This is a genomic window from Ornithinibacillus halotolerans, assembly GCF_014637405.1.
Classification (GTDB): domain Bacteria; phylum Bacillota; class Bacilli; order Bacillales; family Amphibacillaceae; genus Ornithinibacillus; species Ornithinibacillus halotolerans.
On the sequence record NZ_BMEY01000002.1, the window covers coordinates 264,462 to 284,272 of the forward strand.

At 31.9% G+C, this 19,811-nt stretch carries 19 protein-coding genes; 14 read left to right on the forward strand and 5 right to left on the reverse strand.

The features are described 5' to 3' along the window. Positions 1 to 3: 3 nt before the first annotated feature. The 8 genes from IEV35_RS03085 (at position 4) to IEV35_RS03120 (ending at position 9,676) form a co-directional block, all read left to right on the forward strand. The gene (locus IEV35_RS03085; protein WP_188383223.1) at positions 4 to 1,392 is read left to right on the forward strand and encodes an O-antigen polymerase; all 1,389 of its coding nucleotides are present in this window, start codon (positions 4 to 6) and stop codon (positions 1,390 to 1,392) included. Then, complete coding sequence (locus IEV35_RS03090; protein ID WP_188383224.1) at positions 1,382 to 2,776, forward strand: lipopolysaccharide biosynthesis protein; 1,395 nt, start codon at positions 1,382 to 1,384, stop codon at positions 2,774 to 2,776. The genes IEV35_RS03085 and IEV35_RS03090 overlap by 11 nt, the downstream gene beginning before the upstream one ends. Positions 2,777 to 2,787: 11 nt before the next feature. After that, entirely contained in the window at positions 2,788 to 3,330 is a 543-nt protein-coding gene (locus IEV35_RS20380) for an acyltransferase (RefSeq protein WP_308419760.1), read from the forward strand. 172 nt (positions 3,331 to 3,502) lie between these two features. Further along, entirely contained in the window at positions 3,503 to 4,525 is a 1,023-nt protein-coding gene (locus IEV35_RS03100; protein WP_308419761.1) for a GDP-mannose 4,6-dehydratase, read from the forward strand. 28 nt (positions 4,526 to 4,553) lie between these two features. Further along, complete coding sequence (locus IEV35_RS03105; RefSeq protein WP_188383226.1) at positions 4,554 to 5,720, forward strand: nucleotide sugar dehydrogenase; 1,167 nt, start codon at positions 4,554 to 4,556, stop codon at positions 5,718 to 5,720. A 206-nt stretch (positions 5,721 to 5,926) separates the two neighbouring features. Next, the gene (locus IEV35_RS03110; RefSeq protein WP_188383227.1) at positions 5,927 to 7,207 is read left to right on the forward strand and encodes a nucleotide sugar dehydrogenase; all 1,281 of its coding nucleotides are present in this window, start codon (positions 5,927 to 5,929) and stop codon (positions 7,205 to 7,207) included. Positions 7,208 to 7,299: 92 nt separating this feature from the next. Then, entirely contained in the window at positions 7,300 to 9,024 is a 1,725-nt protein-coding gene (locus IEV35_RS03115) for a phospho-sugar mutase (RefSeq protein ID WP_188383228.1), read from the forward strand. Positions 9,025 to 9,229: 205 nt separating this feature from the next. After that, positions 9,230 to 9,676, forward strand: a complete 447-nt coding sequence (locus IEV35_RS03120; RefSeq protein ID WP_188383229.1) for a VanZ family protein — start codon at positions 9,230 to 9,232, stop codon at positions 9,674 to 9,676. A 399-nt stretch (positions 9,677 to 10,075) separates the two neighbouring features. Here the strand turns inward: IEV35_RS03120 and IEV35_RS03125 are convergent, their stop codons facing one another. From IEV35_RS03125 to IEV35_RS20425, 3 genes are all read right to left on the reverse strand, one after another. Further along, a complete protein-coding gene (locus IEV35_RS03125) occupies positions 10,076 to 10,294 on the reverse strand; it encodes a hypothetical protein (protein WP_308419762.1) in 219 nt (72 codons plus the stop codon). A 103-nt stretch (positions 10,295 to 10,397) separates the two neighbouring features. Further along, positions 10,398 to 10,778 (reverse strand): hypothetical protein, encoded by a 381-nt coding sequence (locus tag IEV35_RS03130; protein WP_188383230.1) that lies wholly within the window; start codon positions 10,776 to 10,778, stop codon positions 10,398 to 10,400. A gap of 153 nt (positions 10,779 to 10,931) precedes the next feature. Continuing rightward, positions 10,932 to 11,111, reverse strand: coding sequence for an SDR family oxidoreductase (locus IEV35_RS20425; protein ID WP_188383266.1), 180 nt, complete (start codon positions 11,109 to 11,111; stop codon positions 10,932 to 10,934). A 217-nt stretch (positions 11,112 to 11,328) separates the two neighbouring features. Here IEV35_RS20425 and IEV35_RS03140 point away from each other — a divergent pair, with 217 nt between their 5' ends. The 4 genes from IEV35_RS03140 to IEV35_RS03155 all read left to right on the forward strand — a co-directional run bounded on the left by IEV35_RS03140 (position 11,329) and on the right by IEV35_RS03155 (position 14,508). Beyond that, a complete protein-coding gene (locus IEV35_RS03140; RefSeq protein WP_188383231.1) occupies positions 11,329 to 11,682 on the forward strand; it encodes a hypothetical protein in 354 nt (117 codons plus the stop codon). 95 nt (positions 11,683 to 11,777) lie between these two features. After that, the gene (locus IEV35_RS03145; protein WP_188383232.1) at positions 11,778 to 12,242 is read left to right on the forward strand and encodes a GIY-YIG nuclease family protein; all 465 of its coding nucleotides are present in this window, start codon (positions 11,778 to 11,780) and stop codon (positions 12,240 to 12,242) included. 265 nt (positions 12,243 to 12,507) lie between these two features. Further along, a complete protein-coding gene (locus IEV35_RS03150) occupies positions 12,508 to 12,789 on the forward strand; it encodes an Asp23/Gls24 family envelope stress response protein (RefSeq protein ID WP_188383233.1) in 282 nt (93 codons plus the stop codon). A gap of 507 nt (positions 12,790 to 13,296) precedes the next feature. Continuing rightward, a complete protein-coding gene (locus IEV35_RS03155) occupies positions 13,297 to 14,508 on the forward strand; it encodes a DUF3800 domain-containing protein (protein WP_188383234.1) in 1,212 nt (403 codons plus the stop codon). A 248-nt stretch (positions 14,509 to 14,756) separates the two neighbouring features. Here IEV35_RS03155 and IEV35_RS03160 read toward each other — a convergent pair whose 3' ends face one another. Both IEV35_RS03160 and IEV35_RS03165 read right to left on the reverse strand, forming a co-directional pair. After that, complete coding sequence (locus IEV35_RS03160; protein ID WP_188383235.1) at positions 14,757 to 15,791, reverse strand: hypothetical protein; 1,035 nt, start codon at positions 15,789 to 15,791, stop codon at positions 14,757 to 14,759. After that, positions 15,784 to 17,703: an AAA family ATPase gene (locus IEV35_RS03165; RefSeq protein ID WP_188383236.1), complete on the reverse strand. Its 1,920-nt coding sequence runs from the start codon at positions 17,701 to 17,703 to the stop codon at positions 15,784 to 15,786. The genes IEV35_RS03160 and IEV35_RS03165 overlap by 8 nt, the downstream gene beginning before the upstream one ends. 342 nt (positions 17,704 to 18,045) lie before the next feature. Here IEV35_RS03165 and IEV35_RS20065 point away from each other — a divergent pair, with 342 nt between their 5' ends. Then, entirely contained in the window at positions 18,046 to 18,243 is a 198-nt protein-coding gene (locus IEV35_RS20065; protein ID WP_229740621.1) for a hypothetical protein, read from the forward strand. A gap of 74 nt (positions 18,244 to 18,317) precedes the next feature. Next, positions 18,318 to 19,796 carry a retron Ec67 family RNA-directed DNA polymerase/endonuclease gene (locus IEV35_RS03170; RefSeq protein ID WP_229740629.1) on the forward strand — a complete coding sequence of 493 codons (1,479 nt, stop codon included), beginning with the start codon at positions 18,318 to 18,320 and terminating at the stop codon, positions 19,794 to 19,796. Positions 19,797 to 19,811: the final 15 nt, after the last annotated feature.

Genomic DNA, 19,811 nt, shown 5'->3' on the forward strand with positions numbered 1-19,811 from the left:
GTAATGAGTATATCTACTAATAACGGAAATACTTTAACGTTAAAAAAATTGACAATAATTTTAATGGATTTGGCACTTATAAATCTCTATATTTATTGTCTTTTAGCATTTTTTCAAATATTACCTGCACTAAGTAACTTTAATGTCACCTTACTTTCGATTATTTCTATAACAATTGCAATGATAATATTTTTTAATAGCGGGAGACGTAATGGTCTAAGTTTAGCATTATTAGCTTATACGATTGTGACCCAGTTTGGGATAAGTACAATATATTACCTCTTAGGCCCGGAATATTTAACCTCATTTAGTAATACAACACTAAGTTTTCTGACCAGCCCCCAGTATAATAAAGCTATATTATTAGGAATTATAGGGGTTATTTCTTATGTATATGGTACTCGAATTGCGCAATATCTTAATAGGGGTACTGTTAATAAGGTTAATGAAAATAAGAATGAGAATAATGTTGTCTTTTTTGCTGGTTTAATGATGTTATTCTTAGTATTTTTATACTTATCATATTATTTGGCAACAGGGAGAATATACTTCGGAATGTCCTATCATTCATATATAAATAGTGGTATTATGAATGGTTTATATTCATGGATTTTACTTATGTATGCAGCAGGTATTAGTTTTGTAGTCGCTGTTGGAGATAAGAAACAAATCCAGATAGGATTTTTTGTATTTATTCTTTCAGCATTTATTTTCTTCTCAACAGGTAATAGAGGGGAAGTATTGTACGCTGTTCTAGGAGTACTTGGCATACTATACTATAAGACAGGAAGAATTAAATTAAAATATATAGTAGTTGTGTTTTTTATTCTTTTTATCTTAATACCTTTTATAAGAGTTGCACGACACTCAGGTACGATTAGTTCCTTAGATATGTTATCGGTAGATCTAATCAATCCTTTCGCAGAAATGGGAGTACAATTAAGGTTAAGTGTATTAATACTAGAAGAATTTGCTTACGGTATTAGAGAAATGTTATATGGTTTTTCTTACTATAGTCCAATAATAAATATATTAGACAATGTCTTTCCTGGAAACATTAGATTAAATATGCCTGATGATTTCAACTTCATTGAAAGATTTGAAGGATTTGGTTTTTCCCAGATTGCTGAGAGTTATGCCAATTTTGGGCTTATAGGAGTAGTTATATTTTATGTTTTACTAGGTTTTATTATCAGGAAAGCAGAATGTAAACAACTAAGTGGAATCTCTTTAGCTTTTTGGGGAGGAATATTAGCTGTTCTAATTAATGCTACAAGAAATCGTTTTGCTTTTGTTCCAGGACAAGTGCTAATTCTTTTCATTGTAGTTTTCATTATACTATTTATTACACGATCAAGAGTAACTAGGAGCAAAAGTCAAAATGCTAAGTAAAAATCTATTAAAGAAAACTGGAATTTATGCTGTTGGAAACTTATCGTCAAAAATAATGTCTGCTCTATTAATACCAATATATGCTTTTTATATCAGTACTAATGATTTAGGTTATTTTGACTTTTCACAAACTCTCATGAGTGTGACTTCTCCAATAATTGTATTGGCAATTTGGGAAGCAATATTAAAGTTTGTCCTATCGGAAGATAAGCTGCATATAAAAACTAAAATGTTGACTACTGCGTTTGTTTTCAGTTTGATTATGTCTTTAGTTCTTATTCTTACTGTACTAATAATTAATTCAATATTCGACTTATCGATAAAGTATCTAGGGTTAATATCTGCAATGATTGTTGTCCATTCACTTGTTTATGTCTGGCAATATTCGGCAAGGGCACTTGAAAGGAACAAACTTTTTGTCGTTGCGGGTATTTTGTCTACTATAGTTAACTTTATTTTAGTCTTAATATTAATTGTATATCTTCGATTAGGTTTATTAGGTCTATTGCTATCATATATATTTAGCCAACTATCAATAATATTTTTTATTGAAAGAAAAATAAGCATTTTATCTGGGTTGAGGCTTAAGAATTTTGAGATAAAAATACTTAGGGATATGCTTGTTTTTTCATCTCCTTTAGTCTTAAACTTAATATCTGCGTGGCTAATATCTGGATTTGGTAGATTTCTTATTACAGTTCAATTAGGTAATGAAGCAAATGGGCTTTACTCATTTTCAAATAGGTTTTCGCTTCTAATTAGTATGCTTGGAACAGTTGTAACAATGGCCATAATAGAGGAAGCTATATTATCAGCTAAAGAAAAAAGGATAGACAAGGAATTTGGTAGAACATTAGAGTCGTTGTTTAAGATTTTTCAATTATTCGCTTTAGTTTCAGTTCCGATAATTGTAATGTTTTATAACTTTATTTCTGACACAGCCTATTATAATTCTTTGGTTTTTGTACCATGGTTATTATTGTATGCTATTTCAAACACTATGGCCTCAAATCTTGGGTCAGCCTTTCAAGCAATAAGTAAAACTAAATATCAGTTCATAACAACACTTTTGGGAGCAGCTATAACCGTCGTTATTTCCATATTCTTAATTAATTCTTTTGGAATTTCTGCTGTTATTTTTGGACAATTATTAGGGGCTCTTACTATGCTAACATCTAGGTATGTCTTAATAAATAAATTTATAAGTTTAAAAATTAATTGGAAACCTATAGTTTTAAGATATATTATTTTCATAGTAGTTACAATGATATGTCTAAACACGGCTTTTTATTACAATTTAGCTATCGCAGTGTTAATGGTTTCTATAATTGCATTTCAAAATAAAAAGCTGATAAAGATGAGTATAAATAAAATTAAGAGATGAGGGCTAGAAAATTGAAACTTAAAGATTTATATTTCAAATTAAAATTAAAGTTTTCAACTCCCACGGTTAGGGCTGAAGCCATAAGGAAGATGAACAGAGTCAAAATGGGATATGGTTGTTCCGTATACGATAATGTTTCCTTCGGTAGTGAGCCATACTTAATAGAAATAGGGAATAATGTAAGAATAACTAAAGGAGTAAATTTTATTACACACGATGGTGGCGTATGGGTATTAAGAAATAATGGTTTGCTCGAAAATGCAGATATATTTGGAAAAATAAAAATAGGGTCAAATGTTCATATAGGGATTAACTCTGTAATAATGCCCAATGTTACGATTGGGGATAATGTAATAATAGGTGTCGGAGCAGTTGTTACTAAAGATATTCCTTCTAATAGTGTTGCAGTGGGGGTGCCTGCACGAGTTATAAAGTCAGTTAATGATTATTATGAAAAGAATAAAAATAATGTAGATTATACTAAAAATCTAGATCAACTTGAGAAAGAAAAATATTTATTGGAAAAGTATAGTATTAGAGATACAAACATGTAAAGATTTTTCTAATGCTTTTAGGAGTTATGTGCATTAAATAAATACACTTGACTGTGTATAAATTTTAAAAGTATTTTTTTTCGACAGGCAAGGTGAACATATTAATATATTTCATTTGTAACTAAGTAACTAAAATAGATATTTTCTAATCTATAAGTAATGGAGGATGAATATGAGTATAACTTCAATTGGAGAAAAAACATATTTAATTACCGGGTCTGCAGGATTTATTGGATTTTATTTATCAAGTGATCTTTTAAAGAAAGGCCATAAGGTAATCGGTATAGACAATATAAATGATTATTATGAGGTAAAGCTGAAACATGATCGATTAGCACAATTAAAAGAATACGATAATTTTCTGTTTTTAGAAGGAGATATCTCAGATAAAGATTTTATATTAGATTCATTTATTAAAACTAAACCAAATGTTGTAATTAATCTCGCAGCTCAAGCTGGCGTCCGCTATTCCATTGAAAATCCAGACGCGTATATACAAAGTAATATTAATGGTTTTTTTAATATCCTAGAAGCTTGTAGAAATTATCCAGTAGACCATCTATTATACGCATCCTCTAGTTCAGTCTACGGTGCAAACAAAAAAGTCCCATTTGAAGAAACAGACTTCGTGGACAACCCTGTTTCATTATATGCTGCAACAAAAAAATCAAATGAACTTATGGCTCACACATATAGCCATTTATATAAAATCCCAGCAACTGGATTACGTTTCTTTACTGTATATGGCCCTATGGGTAGACCAGACATGGCATATTTCGGATTTGCAAATAAATACTTTACTGGTGAACCAGTAAAGATTTTCAATAATGGTGATTTTGAAAATGATCTTTACCGTGATTTCACATATATTGATGACATCGTAGAAGGAATAGAAAGATTAATTAGTAATCCACCAACTGATTCAGTGCCACATAAGGTATATAACATTGGAAATAACAGTCCAGTAAAACTTATGACGTTTATTACAACATTAGAGAAAGCATTAAGCAATTCTTTAGGAAGAGAAGTAGAATTCGAGAAAATATTTGAGCCAATTAAACCTGGAGATGTTCCAGCGACCTATGCTTCCACTGAAAGATTACAAGAAGCAGTAGGATTTAAACCTAAAACTTCAATCGAAGAAGGATTACAGAAATTCGCAGATTGGTATGTCGATTACTATAATGTGAAGTAATAAACTCGTAATGAAAGAAGGATTAATAATGAAAATAACAATAGCGGGGACAGGTTATGTTGGGTTATCGAACGCTGTTCTACTATCCCAGCATAATGAAGTAGTAGCATTAGATATCATTCAAGAAAAGGTAGACTTGATTAACAACAAAAAGTCTCCAATAGAAGATAAAGAAATAGAAGAATATCTTGCAACAAAAGAATTAAACTTAACAGCAACTACTGATAATAAACTTGCATTTCAAGATGCAGAATATGTAATTGTCTCTACACCAACAAACTATGATCCTGAAAAAGATTATTTTGATACAAGCAGTGTAGAAACAGTAATTGAAAATGTACTAGCATTTAATCCAAATGCAGTTATTGTTATTAAGTCTACAATTCCTGTAGGTTATACAGAAAGTGTTAGAAAAAAATTTAATACGGATAACATTATCTTCTCACCAGAATTTTTAAGAGAAGGACGAGCTTTGTATGATAACTTATATCCATCTCGTATTATCGTAGGAGAACAGTCCGAACGAGCGAAAGTATTTGCTGACCTACTAGCACAAGGTGCAATTAAAGAAGATATTCCTGTATTATTTACGAATTCAACAGAAGCGGAAGCGATTAAGCTATTTGCTAACACTTATTTAGCAATGCGTGTATCTTTCTTTAATGAGTTAGATACTTATGCAGAGTTAAAAGGACTAAATGCGCAACAGATTATTGAAGGTATTGGTCTTGATCCACGTATTGGTGGACATTATAATAACCCATCATTTGGTTATGGTGGTTACTGCCTACCTAAGGATACGAAGCAGCTATTAGCAAACTATGCAGATGTTCCAAATAACATTATTAAAGCAATTGTAGATTCGAATGATACAAGAAAAGGACATATAGCAACTATGATCCTAAAGAGAAATCCTAAAGTAGTAGGTATCTATAGACTTACTATGAAATCAGGTTCTGATAACTTTAGACAGTCAGCTATTCAAGATGTTATGAGTCAACTAAAAGATAATGGTGTCGAAGTAGTAATTTATGAACCTACACTAACTGACGATGTTTTCTTTGGTTCACGTGTAATCCATGATTTTGAAGAGTTTAAGTCTAATAGTGATGTAATTGTTGCTAATAGAATGTCTGAAGAATTAATAGATGTAAAAGATAAAGTTTATACTAGGGATGTATTTAGTAGGGATTAAAAAGTAAAATTCTTTTATTTTGGTTTAATCCTAGGAGAAAATACCCATTAAGTACTAATGCTTGGTGGTTAATTTGACGAAAGGTAGAAAGATATATATGAAAGTTAGAGAATTATTTTAATTGCTTTAATAATCTTCAAACCTTATTAATGGAAATTATAAGTATATAAATATGTTTACTAGTATAACATCAGAGGTGAATCTAAATGGAACAAAATATAGCAGTAGTTGGATTAGGATACGTTGGATTACCATTGGCAGTATCCTTTGGGAAAAAACATAGAGTAATAGCTTTTGATATAAATGACAATAGAATTGAAGAATTAAAACAAGGATTCGATCGTACAAATGAGGTTGAAACAGAAGACCTTAAAAGTTCTGATTTAGAATTCACTTCCAATCCAAAAGATTTAAGTAAAGCTGACTTCATTATTGTTGCGGTACCAACACCAATTACAGAGAATAAACAACCTAATCTAATTCCTTTACTTAAAGCATCCGAAACAATTGGACAAAACATATCAAAAGGTACGATTGTAGTATTTGAATCAACTGTATACCCAGGAACAACAGAAGAGGAATGTGTTCCTGCACTTGAAAAAGCATCTGGATTAAAATGTGGAAAAGACTTCTTCGTTGGATATTCACCAGAAAGAATTAACCCAGGAGATAAAGAGCATACGTTTACAAAGATTACTAAAGTAGTCTCTGGACAAACTCCAGAATTATTAGAAACAGTTGCTGAAGTATATGGTTCGGTTGTTGAAGCAGGAGTTCATAAAGCTAGCTCTATTAAAGTTGCAGAAGCTGCAAAAGTAATTGAAAATACACAACGTGATCTAAACATTGCTCTAATGAATGAGCTGGCTGTAATCTTTGAAAAGTTGAATATTGATACAGCTGAAGTACTAGAAGCTGCGGGTACAAAGTGGAACTTCTTAAAGTTCTCGCCAGGTTTAGTTGGAGGCCACTGTATTGGTGTAGATCCCTATTATCTAACATATAAAGCCAAACAAATTGGGCATCATCCAGAAGTAATCTTAGCTGGAAGAAAGACTAACGATAATGTTGGTAACTTTGTTGTGACTTCTTTAGTTAAGCAAATGATACAGAATAATTTGCAAGTTAATGGTTCTGCAGTTACAGTTCTTGGATTTACATTTAAAGAAAATGTACCAGATATACGTAATACACGCGTAATTGATATCGTGGAAGAATTAAAAGAGTATGGTGTGAATGTTCAGATTACTGATGCATATGCAGATCCTATTGAAGCTTACGATGAGTATGGCGTTGATTTAATTTCCTATAAAGAATTAAATCCAGCTGATGCTGTAGTATTTGCAGTACCACATGCTGATTATCTAGAAGAAGCATGGGGCATGTTTGACCATCTATTAAAGGGTGGTAAGGGTATTGTGATGGATGTGAAAAGTAAGTTGGATAAGGATGAGTGTCCGGAAGCAGTTACTTTGTGGAGATTGTAATTTAATAGTAAGTTTTTTATTTTGCTTCAATTATAGGAAAAATTGCCCATTGAGTAGTAGTGCTTAGTGGGTATTTTTATAGGAGGATGAAAATGACTTGGAGAGAGAGTTTTAATAAATGGAATGAGTATTCTAATTTGGACTTAGAATTAAAAGGACAATTAGATGAAATTGTTAGTGATGAGAAATTACTAGAAGATTGTTTTTATAAGAATCTGGAGTTTGGTACAGGTGGTATCCGTGGAGAAATCGGACCTGGTACAAATCGAATGAATATCTATACGATTAGAAAGGCTTCGGAAGGATTAGCTCGATACATAGAAGAACATGGTGATGTGGCGAAGAGTCGTGGTGTAGTAATTGCTTATGATTGTCGTCATAAATCACCTGAATTTGCAATGGAAGCTGCAAAGACATTAGGGAAACATGGTATTCAAACCTATGTATTTGAATCACTTCGTCCAACTCCGGAATTGTCCTTCGCGGTGCGATATTTACATGCATTTAGTGGGATTGTTATTACGGCTAGTCATAATCCTCCTGAATATAATGGGTATAAAGTTTATGGAGAAGATGGGGCACAATATCCACCTGCGATTGCAGAAGAGATAATCAAGCGTGTGAATGAAGTAGAGGATGAATTATCTGTAGAGGTTGTGGATGAAACAGAATTGAAGGAAGCTGGATTACTATCGATTATTGGTGATACGGTAGATAGAGCGTATTTGAAGCAATTAGAATCAATTGTTATTAATAAGGATATTATTGATTCTGTGTCTGATGACCTTGGAATTGTTTATACGCCATTACATGGAACAGGGAATACTTTTGTTCGTGAGGGACTTCATGCGATTGGTTTTAATCGAGTTGAGGTTGTTAAAGAACAAGAGATGCCAGATCCTAACTTCTCGACAGTGAAGTCTCCGAATCCTGAAGAGCATGCTGCATTCGAATTGGCGATAGAGTATGGGAAGAAGAGTAATGCGGATATTTTATTGGGGACTGACCCCGATGCGGATCGTGTTGGTGTAGCTGCGCTTGATAAGGATGGCGAGTATCAGGTGTTATCTGGTAATCAGACAGGTGCGTTGTTGCTGCATTATTTAATTACCGAGAAGAAAAAGAAAGGGTTAATTCCAGAGAATGCTGTGATGCTGAAGACGATTGTTACTTCTGAGATGGGACGAGACATTGCTAGTGCTTATGACGTGGAGACAATTGATACGTTAACTGGATTTAAGTTTATTGGAGAGAAGATTCGTGAGTTTGAAGCAAGTGGAGAGAAGAGCTTCCTATTCGGTTATGAAGAAAGTTACGGCTGTCTAGTCAGTGATTTTGTTCGAGATAAGGATGCTGTGCAGGCTTGTCTGATGATTGCTGAAGTTGCGGCATATTATAAGGCGAAGAATATGACATTGTTTGATGCTTTGGATGAGATTTATAAGGAATTTGGTTATTATCAGGAAGCTTTGGAATCTTTGACACTTAAGGGGAAAGATGGAGTGGAGAAGATTAGTGAGATCATGGATGCGTTTCGTGTGAATCCACCTTCGGAGATTGCTGGGAAGAAAGTGTTGGTTGTTGAGGATTATAAGGTTGGAGAGCGAACTATTGTTGAAGATGGTTCTGTTGAAGTGATTGAGTTGCCGAAGTCTAATGTGTTGAAGTTTAAGCTTGAAGATGGGGCTTGGGTTTGTTTGAGACCTTCTGGGACGGAGCCGAAGATTAAGTTTTATTTTGGGGTGAGAGAAGGAAGTGCTGATGAGAGTAAGCAGGTATTAGTACTTCTAAAGGAAGCTGTTATGGAGTTAGTCTAATTACACTTTTATAATTTTATATAAATTAAGTTACCTTATGAAAGTGTTGAGGTAGTGATGCTTAGATACTGAAAAGGCCATTTATTTTAGCAAGGGGTACAGGAACTGTCCTCCTTGCTTCTCATTTTGCTTAAGTAATAAACTACTTAAATTATATAGTACTTTAAATAATTGGATACAAAAATTTAGAGAAGGATATTTTCTTATGTATAAAGTTGTTTCGGTTTTAGTAGTTACTTTATGGATGATGTTAATCTTTCACTTTTCTAGTCAGCCAGCAATTGTATCAAGTGAACTGAGTGCTGGTATAACAAGTACTATAGTTGAAAATTTAGATGAATCAATCCCAAACATAGGCAGTGTAATCACGGATCATATTATTCGAAAGAATGCTCACTTTTTTATCTATTTAATTCTAGGTATCTTAACTATTAATCTATTTAATTGTATAGGTTTACATAAGGTTAAGGCATTAGTATTTAGTATAATATTTTGTGTTTTGTATGCTATCTCCGATGAAATTCACCAGCTTTTTGTTCCAGGGAGAGGTGCTCAAATTAAGGATATAGTAATTGATAGTGCCGGTGCAATTGTTGGGATATGTTTTTATTTAGTGGTTGGTAGGATAATAAGAAAGAAAAATAGTATATGATTTATTCTATTAAGTAGACAGATTATAAACTTATTTCAATAGACTAGTAACATAATTTGGGAGCTCTAGTATTTAGATTTCATTTATTGAAGATGCAGTTGGAGTTTGTGAGGTAGGGATTTAGGTAGAAAGATTGGATAAAGCATGATGGTGGCTATGCAGATTGGCTAGTTGCTATTGTGCTTTTTTTGTATTGATTGAACAGACACAATCAGAATAAAAGGACGCAAGGAAATGCAAAAAGTGCAGCACATAGCATTCATTCTTATGCTAAGTTCTGCACATTTTGCAATACATAAAGATAGTACTACCTAACCTATATATGTGTAAGAATTTAGTCTTATTTATCATAATTCGCTGTTTGAAAATTCTAGTTGTGAAAAAGGAATAGAGCACTTATTATTGCTCAATTTTATCAATAATTACACTCGGAATTGTTATATTTCCACCCATAGTAGATTCATAAGTCATTAAGCCTGCTGAAACTCCCATGATAGTGATATAGTCATCTTCTAAAATTCTAGATTCAACAATAGATGCATCAAATTCTGCAAAAATAACTGTATCATAGTTATCATTGACGGCAAATCTTATTTGAGTGTATCCGTCACCTTCCATAACTTGAATTACTTTACCACTAAATTTGACTTTTTCAAAGATGAAATCGTCAGGAGTTCGAGCTAATTGGTCATAAGATATATGTTAATAGTTAAGCAAATTTCTAAAATTCCTTTGTAAATTTATATCCTTCAATAAATCCTTGGATAAAATGTTCTTGACTGCTAATGCCCTCTAGTGAATTAAAACCTGCTTCAAGGTCAGAAAGTAACGAAAGATTATTATTGTTTTGCATCTGTTCTTGAATCAGATTGAAATTAAGGTAAACTTCTTTCTCTACCTCTTTATACTCTTTTGTTTCCGTGTTGAAAGATCCATCTATTTCACAATTAAGTAATGTTCTATAAGCTATTTGTCTTAAAACATTTTTCATTCCGGCTTCATAAATATTAGTGAAAAAGTCTAAATTTTCTCCAATGCCTTTTGAATTCTCCTTTGCTACTTCAACAATATTTTCTAAGGGCGCAATCGATATTCTATACATAAAATTGAAGCTCCTCTCACTTTTTTATTATTGGTATTATTCCCAGTATAGATGGCAATTATACTAGATTAATAGAGATAAAATGACAGGAGAAGGGGGACAGGGATGCTGGGGCCAGCCCCCCACTACAAGATATGAACAATGCAACTTTATTTAATAGCTATGGGTTCTAATTCCGGCTTCAGCAATTTCTACTAGTTCACCTAAACGGCTTTGTGGAGTTCTCTTAATGATATCATTCTTAAATTCTTCATCTAATCCACCTACCAATGGTGTATTAATCCAACCTGGAGCAACAGCATTTACTCGAATGTTATCTTCAGCAAAGTCAATTGCATTTGTTTTAGAAAGTTAATCAATTGCTCCCTGTCCACTTTTATACCCCTCACCTATGTCCTGATTACAACCCACATCATTAATTAGAAACGATTAAACATACCATTGAAGTGAAAAATTCATGTTATGGTATGCCCCTTTTTCCCAGGTACGTTCGATTATATAAATGAAAGGAGGAAAATTGTTTAAACATGACTGAAATGGAGGTGATCTTTTGAGAAAGGAAATGGAGAGTGATGCATTGTATGATGTCATCGAGCAAAACCCAATCCCAGCTTCAGCAATCGCCCTTTGGTATGCACTTCTACATATTAATAAGAAGGCAGGGTGGAAAGAAGAATTTACAGTAACAGGTCCAGCGCTACGTTTAAAGGCTGGATTAAGTAGTAGTAGTTTTAAACGAGCGAGAGCTACGCTTGTGGCAAGTGGTTATATTGAACATCGAACAAGAGGAAACCTTCCGTCAGCATACCGGATGAAGCGGTTGGCTAAGGTCGATGATTCCAAGCTTGATCGTTGTGATGGAAAAGCTAATTTGGATAGAGTGAATGAAGAATTAAATTTATAGTTAACAGTCGAGAAAGTAATAGAAAAGTATGAGGGGGGCAGTTGTAATGGGGACTGTCCCCACCATAAATTATGAAGGGAGGAGAACTAACTAGTATGGCTGATGAAATCGTAGCAGAGAAGATTGGGACTGATACTAAAGGAAGCGGTGATGAAGTTACAGATAAAGTGCAGCCTGAGGATGGGAAGGTAGGATGGGTCTATGTTTTATATAACCCATCCATGCCTTCACTGGTGAAAATAGGATATTCGACGAGAGATCCTAAACTAAGAGCAAACGAACTTTCCAAACACGCTGGTGTACCAACCAAGTTTATCTTAGTTTATAAAGAAAAATTTGATGACTGTAAGAAAGCCGAGGAAATAATCCATCAGAAGCTAGTGGAGAGAGGACTTCGGGTTTCTGAGAATCGGGAGTTTTTTAGGATGACGGTGGAGGAGGCTGTGAGGGTTTTGGTTGGGGAGAAGGGGAGGGGGAGTAGTATAAGGGACATGGGAGACACCATGTCCCATTACAATTTTAATTGGAAACCAAACTCTACCCAAAAAATTACAAGATGAGTGTACAGAGACATTATTTGTAAAGAGTCTAGGAAAATAGAAATATATTATTTGCACGTTGGAGACTGAATCTTTAGGTTTTACAGTCCTCGTGCTTTTTTATTTGCAGAATATATTACTTTGATTGCAATATTTGGAGGTGAATTTTGGAAAATACCAGTACACTTCTTTTAAGTCGTAATATAAGCTACTACCTAAGCAATTCACTATTATATAGCAGGAGAAATCCCTATTTTTGTCGAATATACTCGATGGAGGGAAGACGATGAAAACTATAAAAAAACTATTTTATATCGTGTATATTATTGTAACGCTACTCATTGTAGGAATTTTGGGAGTTGTTATTTATGGGGCAATATATAGTGATTTTAAACATCCCGACCTTATAAATAGTATTTCACTGTATATAGCATTTTTCTCATTACCAGGAATAGTTATTACACTTTTAAGCCTTGTTCCTGAGAATAAAAGAAAAGCCAAAATTCATTTAAAAGGTCAATGTCCTAAGTGCTATAGTGAAATGAATTATTATCTTGATGAACAATAGAAGGAATTGTTTTTACGAGTAAAAGAAGTAAGAAAATGTATGATTTGAGGTCTTGCTTAATTTGTAAATCATTTGTTATCTTCTATTGAAGAATAGAGTATGGAATGGTGATCTCAAGATGAGTATTAATTATCAACTGGAAATTGTTGAAAAAGAGCAATATTTAAAACACCCCGAAGGTATTGGTGTCAGACCACAATGTTACAAGAACAGTTGTCGTGCTAAGTCATGAGGTTTTAGAAGAAGGCATTATGAGTAGAGTAATCTGCTTTTAATGCCTTCTTGTTTTTGCTTCACTATTTTTTCGAGTTTGTATTCTACCGGGAGTGAAAAAACTGTAGCGCCAGTGTGAACATGTGGAAGGTTCTCGTGCTTATTGTGTTACTGAAATTATTGCTAGTGTGAACCATTTAAATCGATTGTGGTAGAATTATTAGTATCAAGAATTTTTAGTTTTTTTTATTAACTCAACAAAAGATATGGGGAAACTAAAGGGAGGATGATTTTATGAGCGAGGAGAAAAATAAGGAAATACTGGACGAGATAGATGCTGAAATAATTCAAGAAATATTACAAGAAAGCGAAGAATCCACTGAATTTGAACAAGAATTTGACCCAGAAAAAGAAAAAAAACGTAGAGAACGTAGACAAGCTTTACAAATTGCCGTAGCAAATGGTAATACTGACACATTAATTAGAAAAGTTGCTTATATCCTAAATAAATTTCCTGAAACAAGAAACTCTGATATAGCTCTTCAAGTGCAGTATTGGAGAACCTTTGAAGGATTTACAGGGAACTCAGTGAGCACCGACAAACTATTCGAGTATGAAAGGCTTACATCGATAACTAGATCTCGACAAAAAATTCAAAATGAATATAAACTTTATCAAGCAGATAAACCTGTTCGTAAATGGAGAAGAAACCTGGATGAACTAGAGCGCGAAAAGCAAATAGCTAATAAACCCGAGATGCCTATCATATTTATATATGCCGATGAAACAGGAAAACAAGATAAGTATGTAATTGTTGCTAGTATATGGATATTAAACGAAAGGGCGCATGCAGATGTTTTTAATAACTTAAAGGAATGGAGAACTGCAAATAAGAATCTTGAGAATTTCCCTAAAGAGTTTCATTTCAAAGAAGTGGATAATAGAGGAAAAGATTTACATCATTACATCAACTTCTTTGATACCTTTATGGGAAATTCTGAGATGGTCAGTTTTAAAGCGGTTACTGTTAATAAACAAAAACTGGACAGAATGTCAGTGTCAGACATTATTAAAAACTTATACACTCAGTTGGTACGAACCGGAATTGAACATGAAAAATCTACTGGGCGTATTTCACCACCTAAACAGATAAGTTACACGAAAGATGATGAAGGAGAAAGCAGATATCAACTAATCCAGATACAGCAAGATTTATCTGATATGCTTAAAATCCAACATGACGAAGATTTTAAGTTAAATAGCTTTGCTTCCTTACCTTCAGATAGATTCGACCTGTTGCAAATAGCAGACTTATTTGCTGCTAGTCTTAATAGAAGATATAACCTTCAACCTAATAGTAATAACAGAAATGCAAAAGATGGTTTAACAAACCACATACTTAATGCTGTAGATTTAGTAGAGTTTAGGTTTAGTGCCGAGGATCTACTTCAAACGTTCGATGTAAATCTTGAAAATGATAGGTCAACACTCTTCATCTTCGATTAATAAAAATAGTGGTACATGGGGACAGGCCCATGTACCACTATTTGATACAAAGGAACACTAGTGTCAGCCATCACTTGTTGGAGCGTTTTCATAATGCCATTTCCCCTAAATTTCAAAAAATGCGAAAGTAATTTATACACACGAAACGTGATTTAAGGAAATCTAGTATAGTTTTTTATCCTATGAGGAGACATGGGAATAGGTACCATGTCCCTTCCAATGCATTTAGTTTCTATCTGGCCTATAAGTTAAAGCATAAAATCTTTTGTTTCATCTTCAATTATTTCTCTTGTTAGTTTACCTAAGATAGTTTTTTTATCTTCTTCAACTCTAGGTATTAAAGCATTTCGTAACTCATGGGAGTTATTAAAAAACACTTTATACGTATTTTTTAATTGTTGTCTATAAGCATAATTATAGATATATGATTTTAAAATTATATTTTGCACATGTTGTTTATGGTAAGTATTATATATTTCTTCTAAATGAAACATTTTTATGTTTGCCTCTATCTTTTTAGCTAATTTTTCTGTAGTATTTACAGGTTCCAGTTTAATGTTGTAACTATTTTGGTAACCAATAATTACTGAGACATAATCAATTTCTTCATCAAGTTCAACCCCTATAGGGAACTTGACTTCACTAGATTTTTCTACTAACTCTTTCCTGAAGCGTATATGTTCAGACACTCTTTTTTCATAAGGACTATAATGAGTATGTATACTAGTTTCTTTTTTTCCTTTAAAATCGGAATTACAAACCTTGCAACATGGAACTAAATTGTATATAGATATGGCCAAAAAAGGAAATCTGCCTTTATCATAAAAATGATCTAACACGGCTCGGGTTCTCCCTTTTTTGGATTCATAAATAAAGATAAACTGAGAATTACAATATGGACAAACTGTAATCCCTAATTCTTTTTGAAACTCATAGGCATTCCAATCTTTAAAGTAATAGAAATACTTGTATTCTTGAGTGAAAATCTCTAAGTGTTTGTAAAGTTCCTTTTTCTGTCTACTTTTCTTCTTTTTTGTAGGTAAACCTTCTAATTGATTTTCAAATTCAACTTTTATTTTATCTAATTTAGAAATATTTCCTACAATAATTAATTCTAGGTTATCAAATAAGTATTTAAGGATTTTTTTAACTTTCTCACTTCGTGCTTCTTTAACAGCCCGCTCTAAACTTTTATAGAGGCGGTTGGATTTTTTTTTGTTTTCACCAAATATAAAGTCCCTGTGCTTTTCTAAAATAGTTTTATTAAGTTTTAAGTCAATCATTCGTAATGTTTCTCCTTATATTTTTAAGGTTTTCTAACTCTCGTTCTAATACTTGTATTCTTTTACCAAGATCTTTGTGATTTTCATTATGAAGTTCGAGTTTGCCATGGTAAATCTGCAGTATTTTATTACGGATTAATGGTTCACCGATTAAATCTATAAATTTCTTTAATTCGTCTTGATTATTGTAAACATCTTCTGGTGATAGTTGCAAAAGACTTTGTATAAAGTTATTAACCTTTTCTTTCGCAAAACTACCTATCAAACCATCATTAATAAAAAAGGAATTAGAAAAAAGCTCTATTATATTTGAAGCAAATGTTTTTGGACTACCTTCAATAGAATCGGGCAGATAAGATGAATTATTATCTCTTTTTAGAAATACTACATTAGTGTTAGGAAAGTCTGATAATACAAATGGTGAGTGGGTAGTTAATATAATCTGAACTTCTCCCTCAAATAATAAATTTACAAGTTTAATAAAATAATTTAACCAATCCTTTTGCCATTGTGGATGAAAATATAAATCTCCTTCATCAATTAGAAGCAAAAATGAGGTTGGAAAGCTTACACTAACGTTTTCATATTTCAGTTTTCCTTCTTCAATAATAAATGGAAGTTTATTCTTGCTAAAATATTCGTCTTTGGATAATATCTCTTCATCCCTTTTTAAAGCTTCTAAGATAGAATGAAATCTACTAAAAAGACTCAGCATTCCATATTCACCACTACTCATATCGGACCAAGTAAATTCTAGACAATCAATTCCTGCAAATGCATTCTTGTATAGGCTAATAAATTCCTTTGTCTCCAGCGAATAAGTATAGATGTATAGGGAGTTGTCTGAAGAATTAAATTTCATATTCATAAAGTAATCAATAAATAACTCGAAACTTTCCTTTAATTCTTTCAAACTAGCTAGTAAAGATTCTATAGTTTTATTAGGAAGATCATTATAATAATACTCACTCAACTCTTCTTCTAATTGCCTATAGACCGCATCAAAAATATTATTGTGTTTTTCTTTACTAAACCCATATAATAGATCTTTATAATACGTTCCAATTAATGTAATATTATTTTTTTCAAATAAATTATCAATTTGTGCAAAGTAAGCAATTAGTGAATTTGATAACATATCACTGTAAAATTTATTTGATTTTTTGTAATCAAAAAAGTCATCAGTAAAATTCTTTGTTCTAATTAAATACATTACATCTTCTAATTCATCTGTGTATATGATAGAGTTCTCATTCAGCGATGCTTTAATGAATATCTTATCGGGAACGGTCATTAAATTTTGAATATTAAGTTGATCCTTATACTCATGTACAAAGTACACCTGTTTTTCTAGCTCGCTTATTAGGAATTGAGATAATTCATAAAATTGACTCATCAGAAAGTTTGTCGTTATATTTCTATAATGTATACCTTCTTCTTCTGAATGCATTCCTATGGATTTAGCATCAAACACATTTGAAAAAATAAGAGTTAAATGCCCATGCAAATTTATTGGGGTATTACAAAATATAATATATTTGGAAGAATTATTTCTAAATATTATTTTTTTATTTATGTTAGTAGAAAAGTGTAACCTTTCATCAATGGTATAAATTAATATATACTCTGAATCTATGTTTTCGTTGTTTTCGCTGTTCATTATCTCTGATAAAAATTCAAGAATAGTTGATTTACCTGAGCCGTTTTCACCAACAATAGCCGAAATATCTACTTTTGGATTTTTCGATTCTTTGCTCTTTATTTTGAAAAAATCTTTAATATAAACCTTATTATCTTCTACTGAAATAGTATGATTATTATACTCAAATCCAAATAAGTATTCACTTCCAAAGTTTGCTTCAAAATCCTTAACTTTTTTATATTCATTGAACCAAAAATACAATATTTTCAAAATCTGTCACCTCAATAAAAGTATATCATTTCTTATTACTTTAGTAGATTATTGGAATCGTACTGAGGTAAGTGGTACGGATTCTGAAAAAGTAAGGATAATATTGAACTCTATTAGTAATGAGAAGAGTTAGAACAACTTACTTTCGGTATCTATATAAATAATGTATAATTTTATAAGCGTGTGGCTAGATTTTTCGCTTGTGTTTCGCGAGTGTTGGCAATAATGGTTGGGAGATTAGCTTCTCCGTACTATCATGTATTATCATGTATGAGCAATGTTGATATATTGATCATGTTCGCCTAATGAGTAGCCACACGTATTAATAAAGGGAGGGGTTAAATGAGGCAATTTAATGAAATAAAAAACAGGAACGAACTTGCGGACTTTCTTAAAGTCCCTAGAAAACAACTTAGTTATTTATTGTATAAAAAAGGCATAGATAATTTATATACCTCATTTGATATTCCCAAAAAAACTGGTGGCGTACGTAAAATAAATGCACCGGTTGATGAACTAAAAGAAATTCAAAAAAACTAGCATACTCCTTATACAACCAAACAGAAAACATTCAAGGTAATCAAATTTCTCATGCTTTTGAAAAACATAAAAGTATTATTACAAATGCGAGAAGGCACAGAAATAAAAGGATAGTATATAATATAGATTTAGAGGATTTTTTTGAAACTATACATTTTGGGCGTGTTAGAGGTTTTTTTAACAAGAATAGAAATTTTCAATTGCCCATAGAAGTAGCAACTGTTCTTGCACAAATATCATGTTTTAAAGGGAAACTCCCTCAAGGTTCTCCTAGTTCTCCAATAATATCTAACTTAATATGTCAGATATTAGACAATAGATTACTAAAAGTTGCAAAAAAATATAAACTAGTGTATACACGCTATGCTGATGATTTAACTTTTTCAACTAATGATAATAAATTTTTGGATAACCAATTTAATTTTTATAAGGATTTATCAGAAGAAATAAATCGCTCAGGGTTCAAAATTAACGAAAATAAAAATAGAATACAATATAAAGAATCGCGCCAGGTTGTAACTGGAATTGTTGTTAATAAGAAACTAAATGTAAATAGAGATTACTACAAAGAAACTAGAGCTATGGCACATCAACTTTACAAAACTGGAAGCTTCGAAATAAGTGGTGAATCAGGTACAATTAATCAATTAGAAGGTAGATTTGCTTTTATAAATCAATTAACTAGGTATAACAATGAATTAGATAATCAGAAACATGATTTCCATAATTTAAGTTCTAGGGAATATCAATATCAAAAATTTCTATTTTACAAAACCTTCTATTATAACCCTAAGCCGGTAATTGTTACGGAAGGTAAAACAGATATACTGTATCTAAAAGCGGCCTTAAAAAATCTTTACGATGAATATCCTAAATTAATAACTAAAAATAATGATGGCACATTTAAGTACAATATCTCTTTTTTAAAGAGAACAAAAAGGTTAAAGCACTTTTTAAACATAAACATGGATGGAGCATCTGCACTTACTAATATATATGACTTTTTCAGCAATAGAAATAATAAAAAGGCTCCAAATTATCTAAAGTACTTTAAAAGTTTAAATAATTCATTACCAAAGAATCCAGTTATATTATTGTTTGATAATGAGCTAAACAATAACGAAAAACCGATATCGCATTTTTGTAGAAAGGTTGCGAAAATAGGTGATGAAAAAATTGAAGCTTTAAAAACTGAGTTCAAGGTAAATCTTACTGAAAATCTATACCTGTTAACTGTACCACTGATTGGAGAAAAGTCTGAATGTGAAATAGAAGATTTATTTGATGAAAGTACTCTTCTAGAAAGAATTGAAGGTAAGACATTTACAAAAGCAGCTAAGTATGATGTTACAAAATATTATGGGAAAGAAATATTCTCTAAGTATATTTTAAAAAATTATGCTGATGTTAACTTTAATGAATTTAGAGCAGTATTAGATAACATAAACGATATTATAGACCAATATAATGTTGACTTTGTCACTGTAGGTGATAAAGCTAAAGAAGTACAATTAAAAAGAAGCGACATCGATAAGGTTCCAGTAGAAATTTGATCTTTTATAATTATA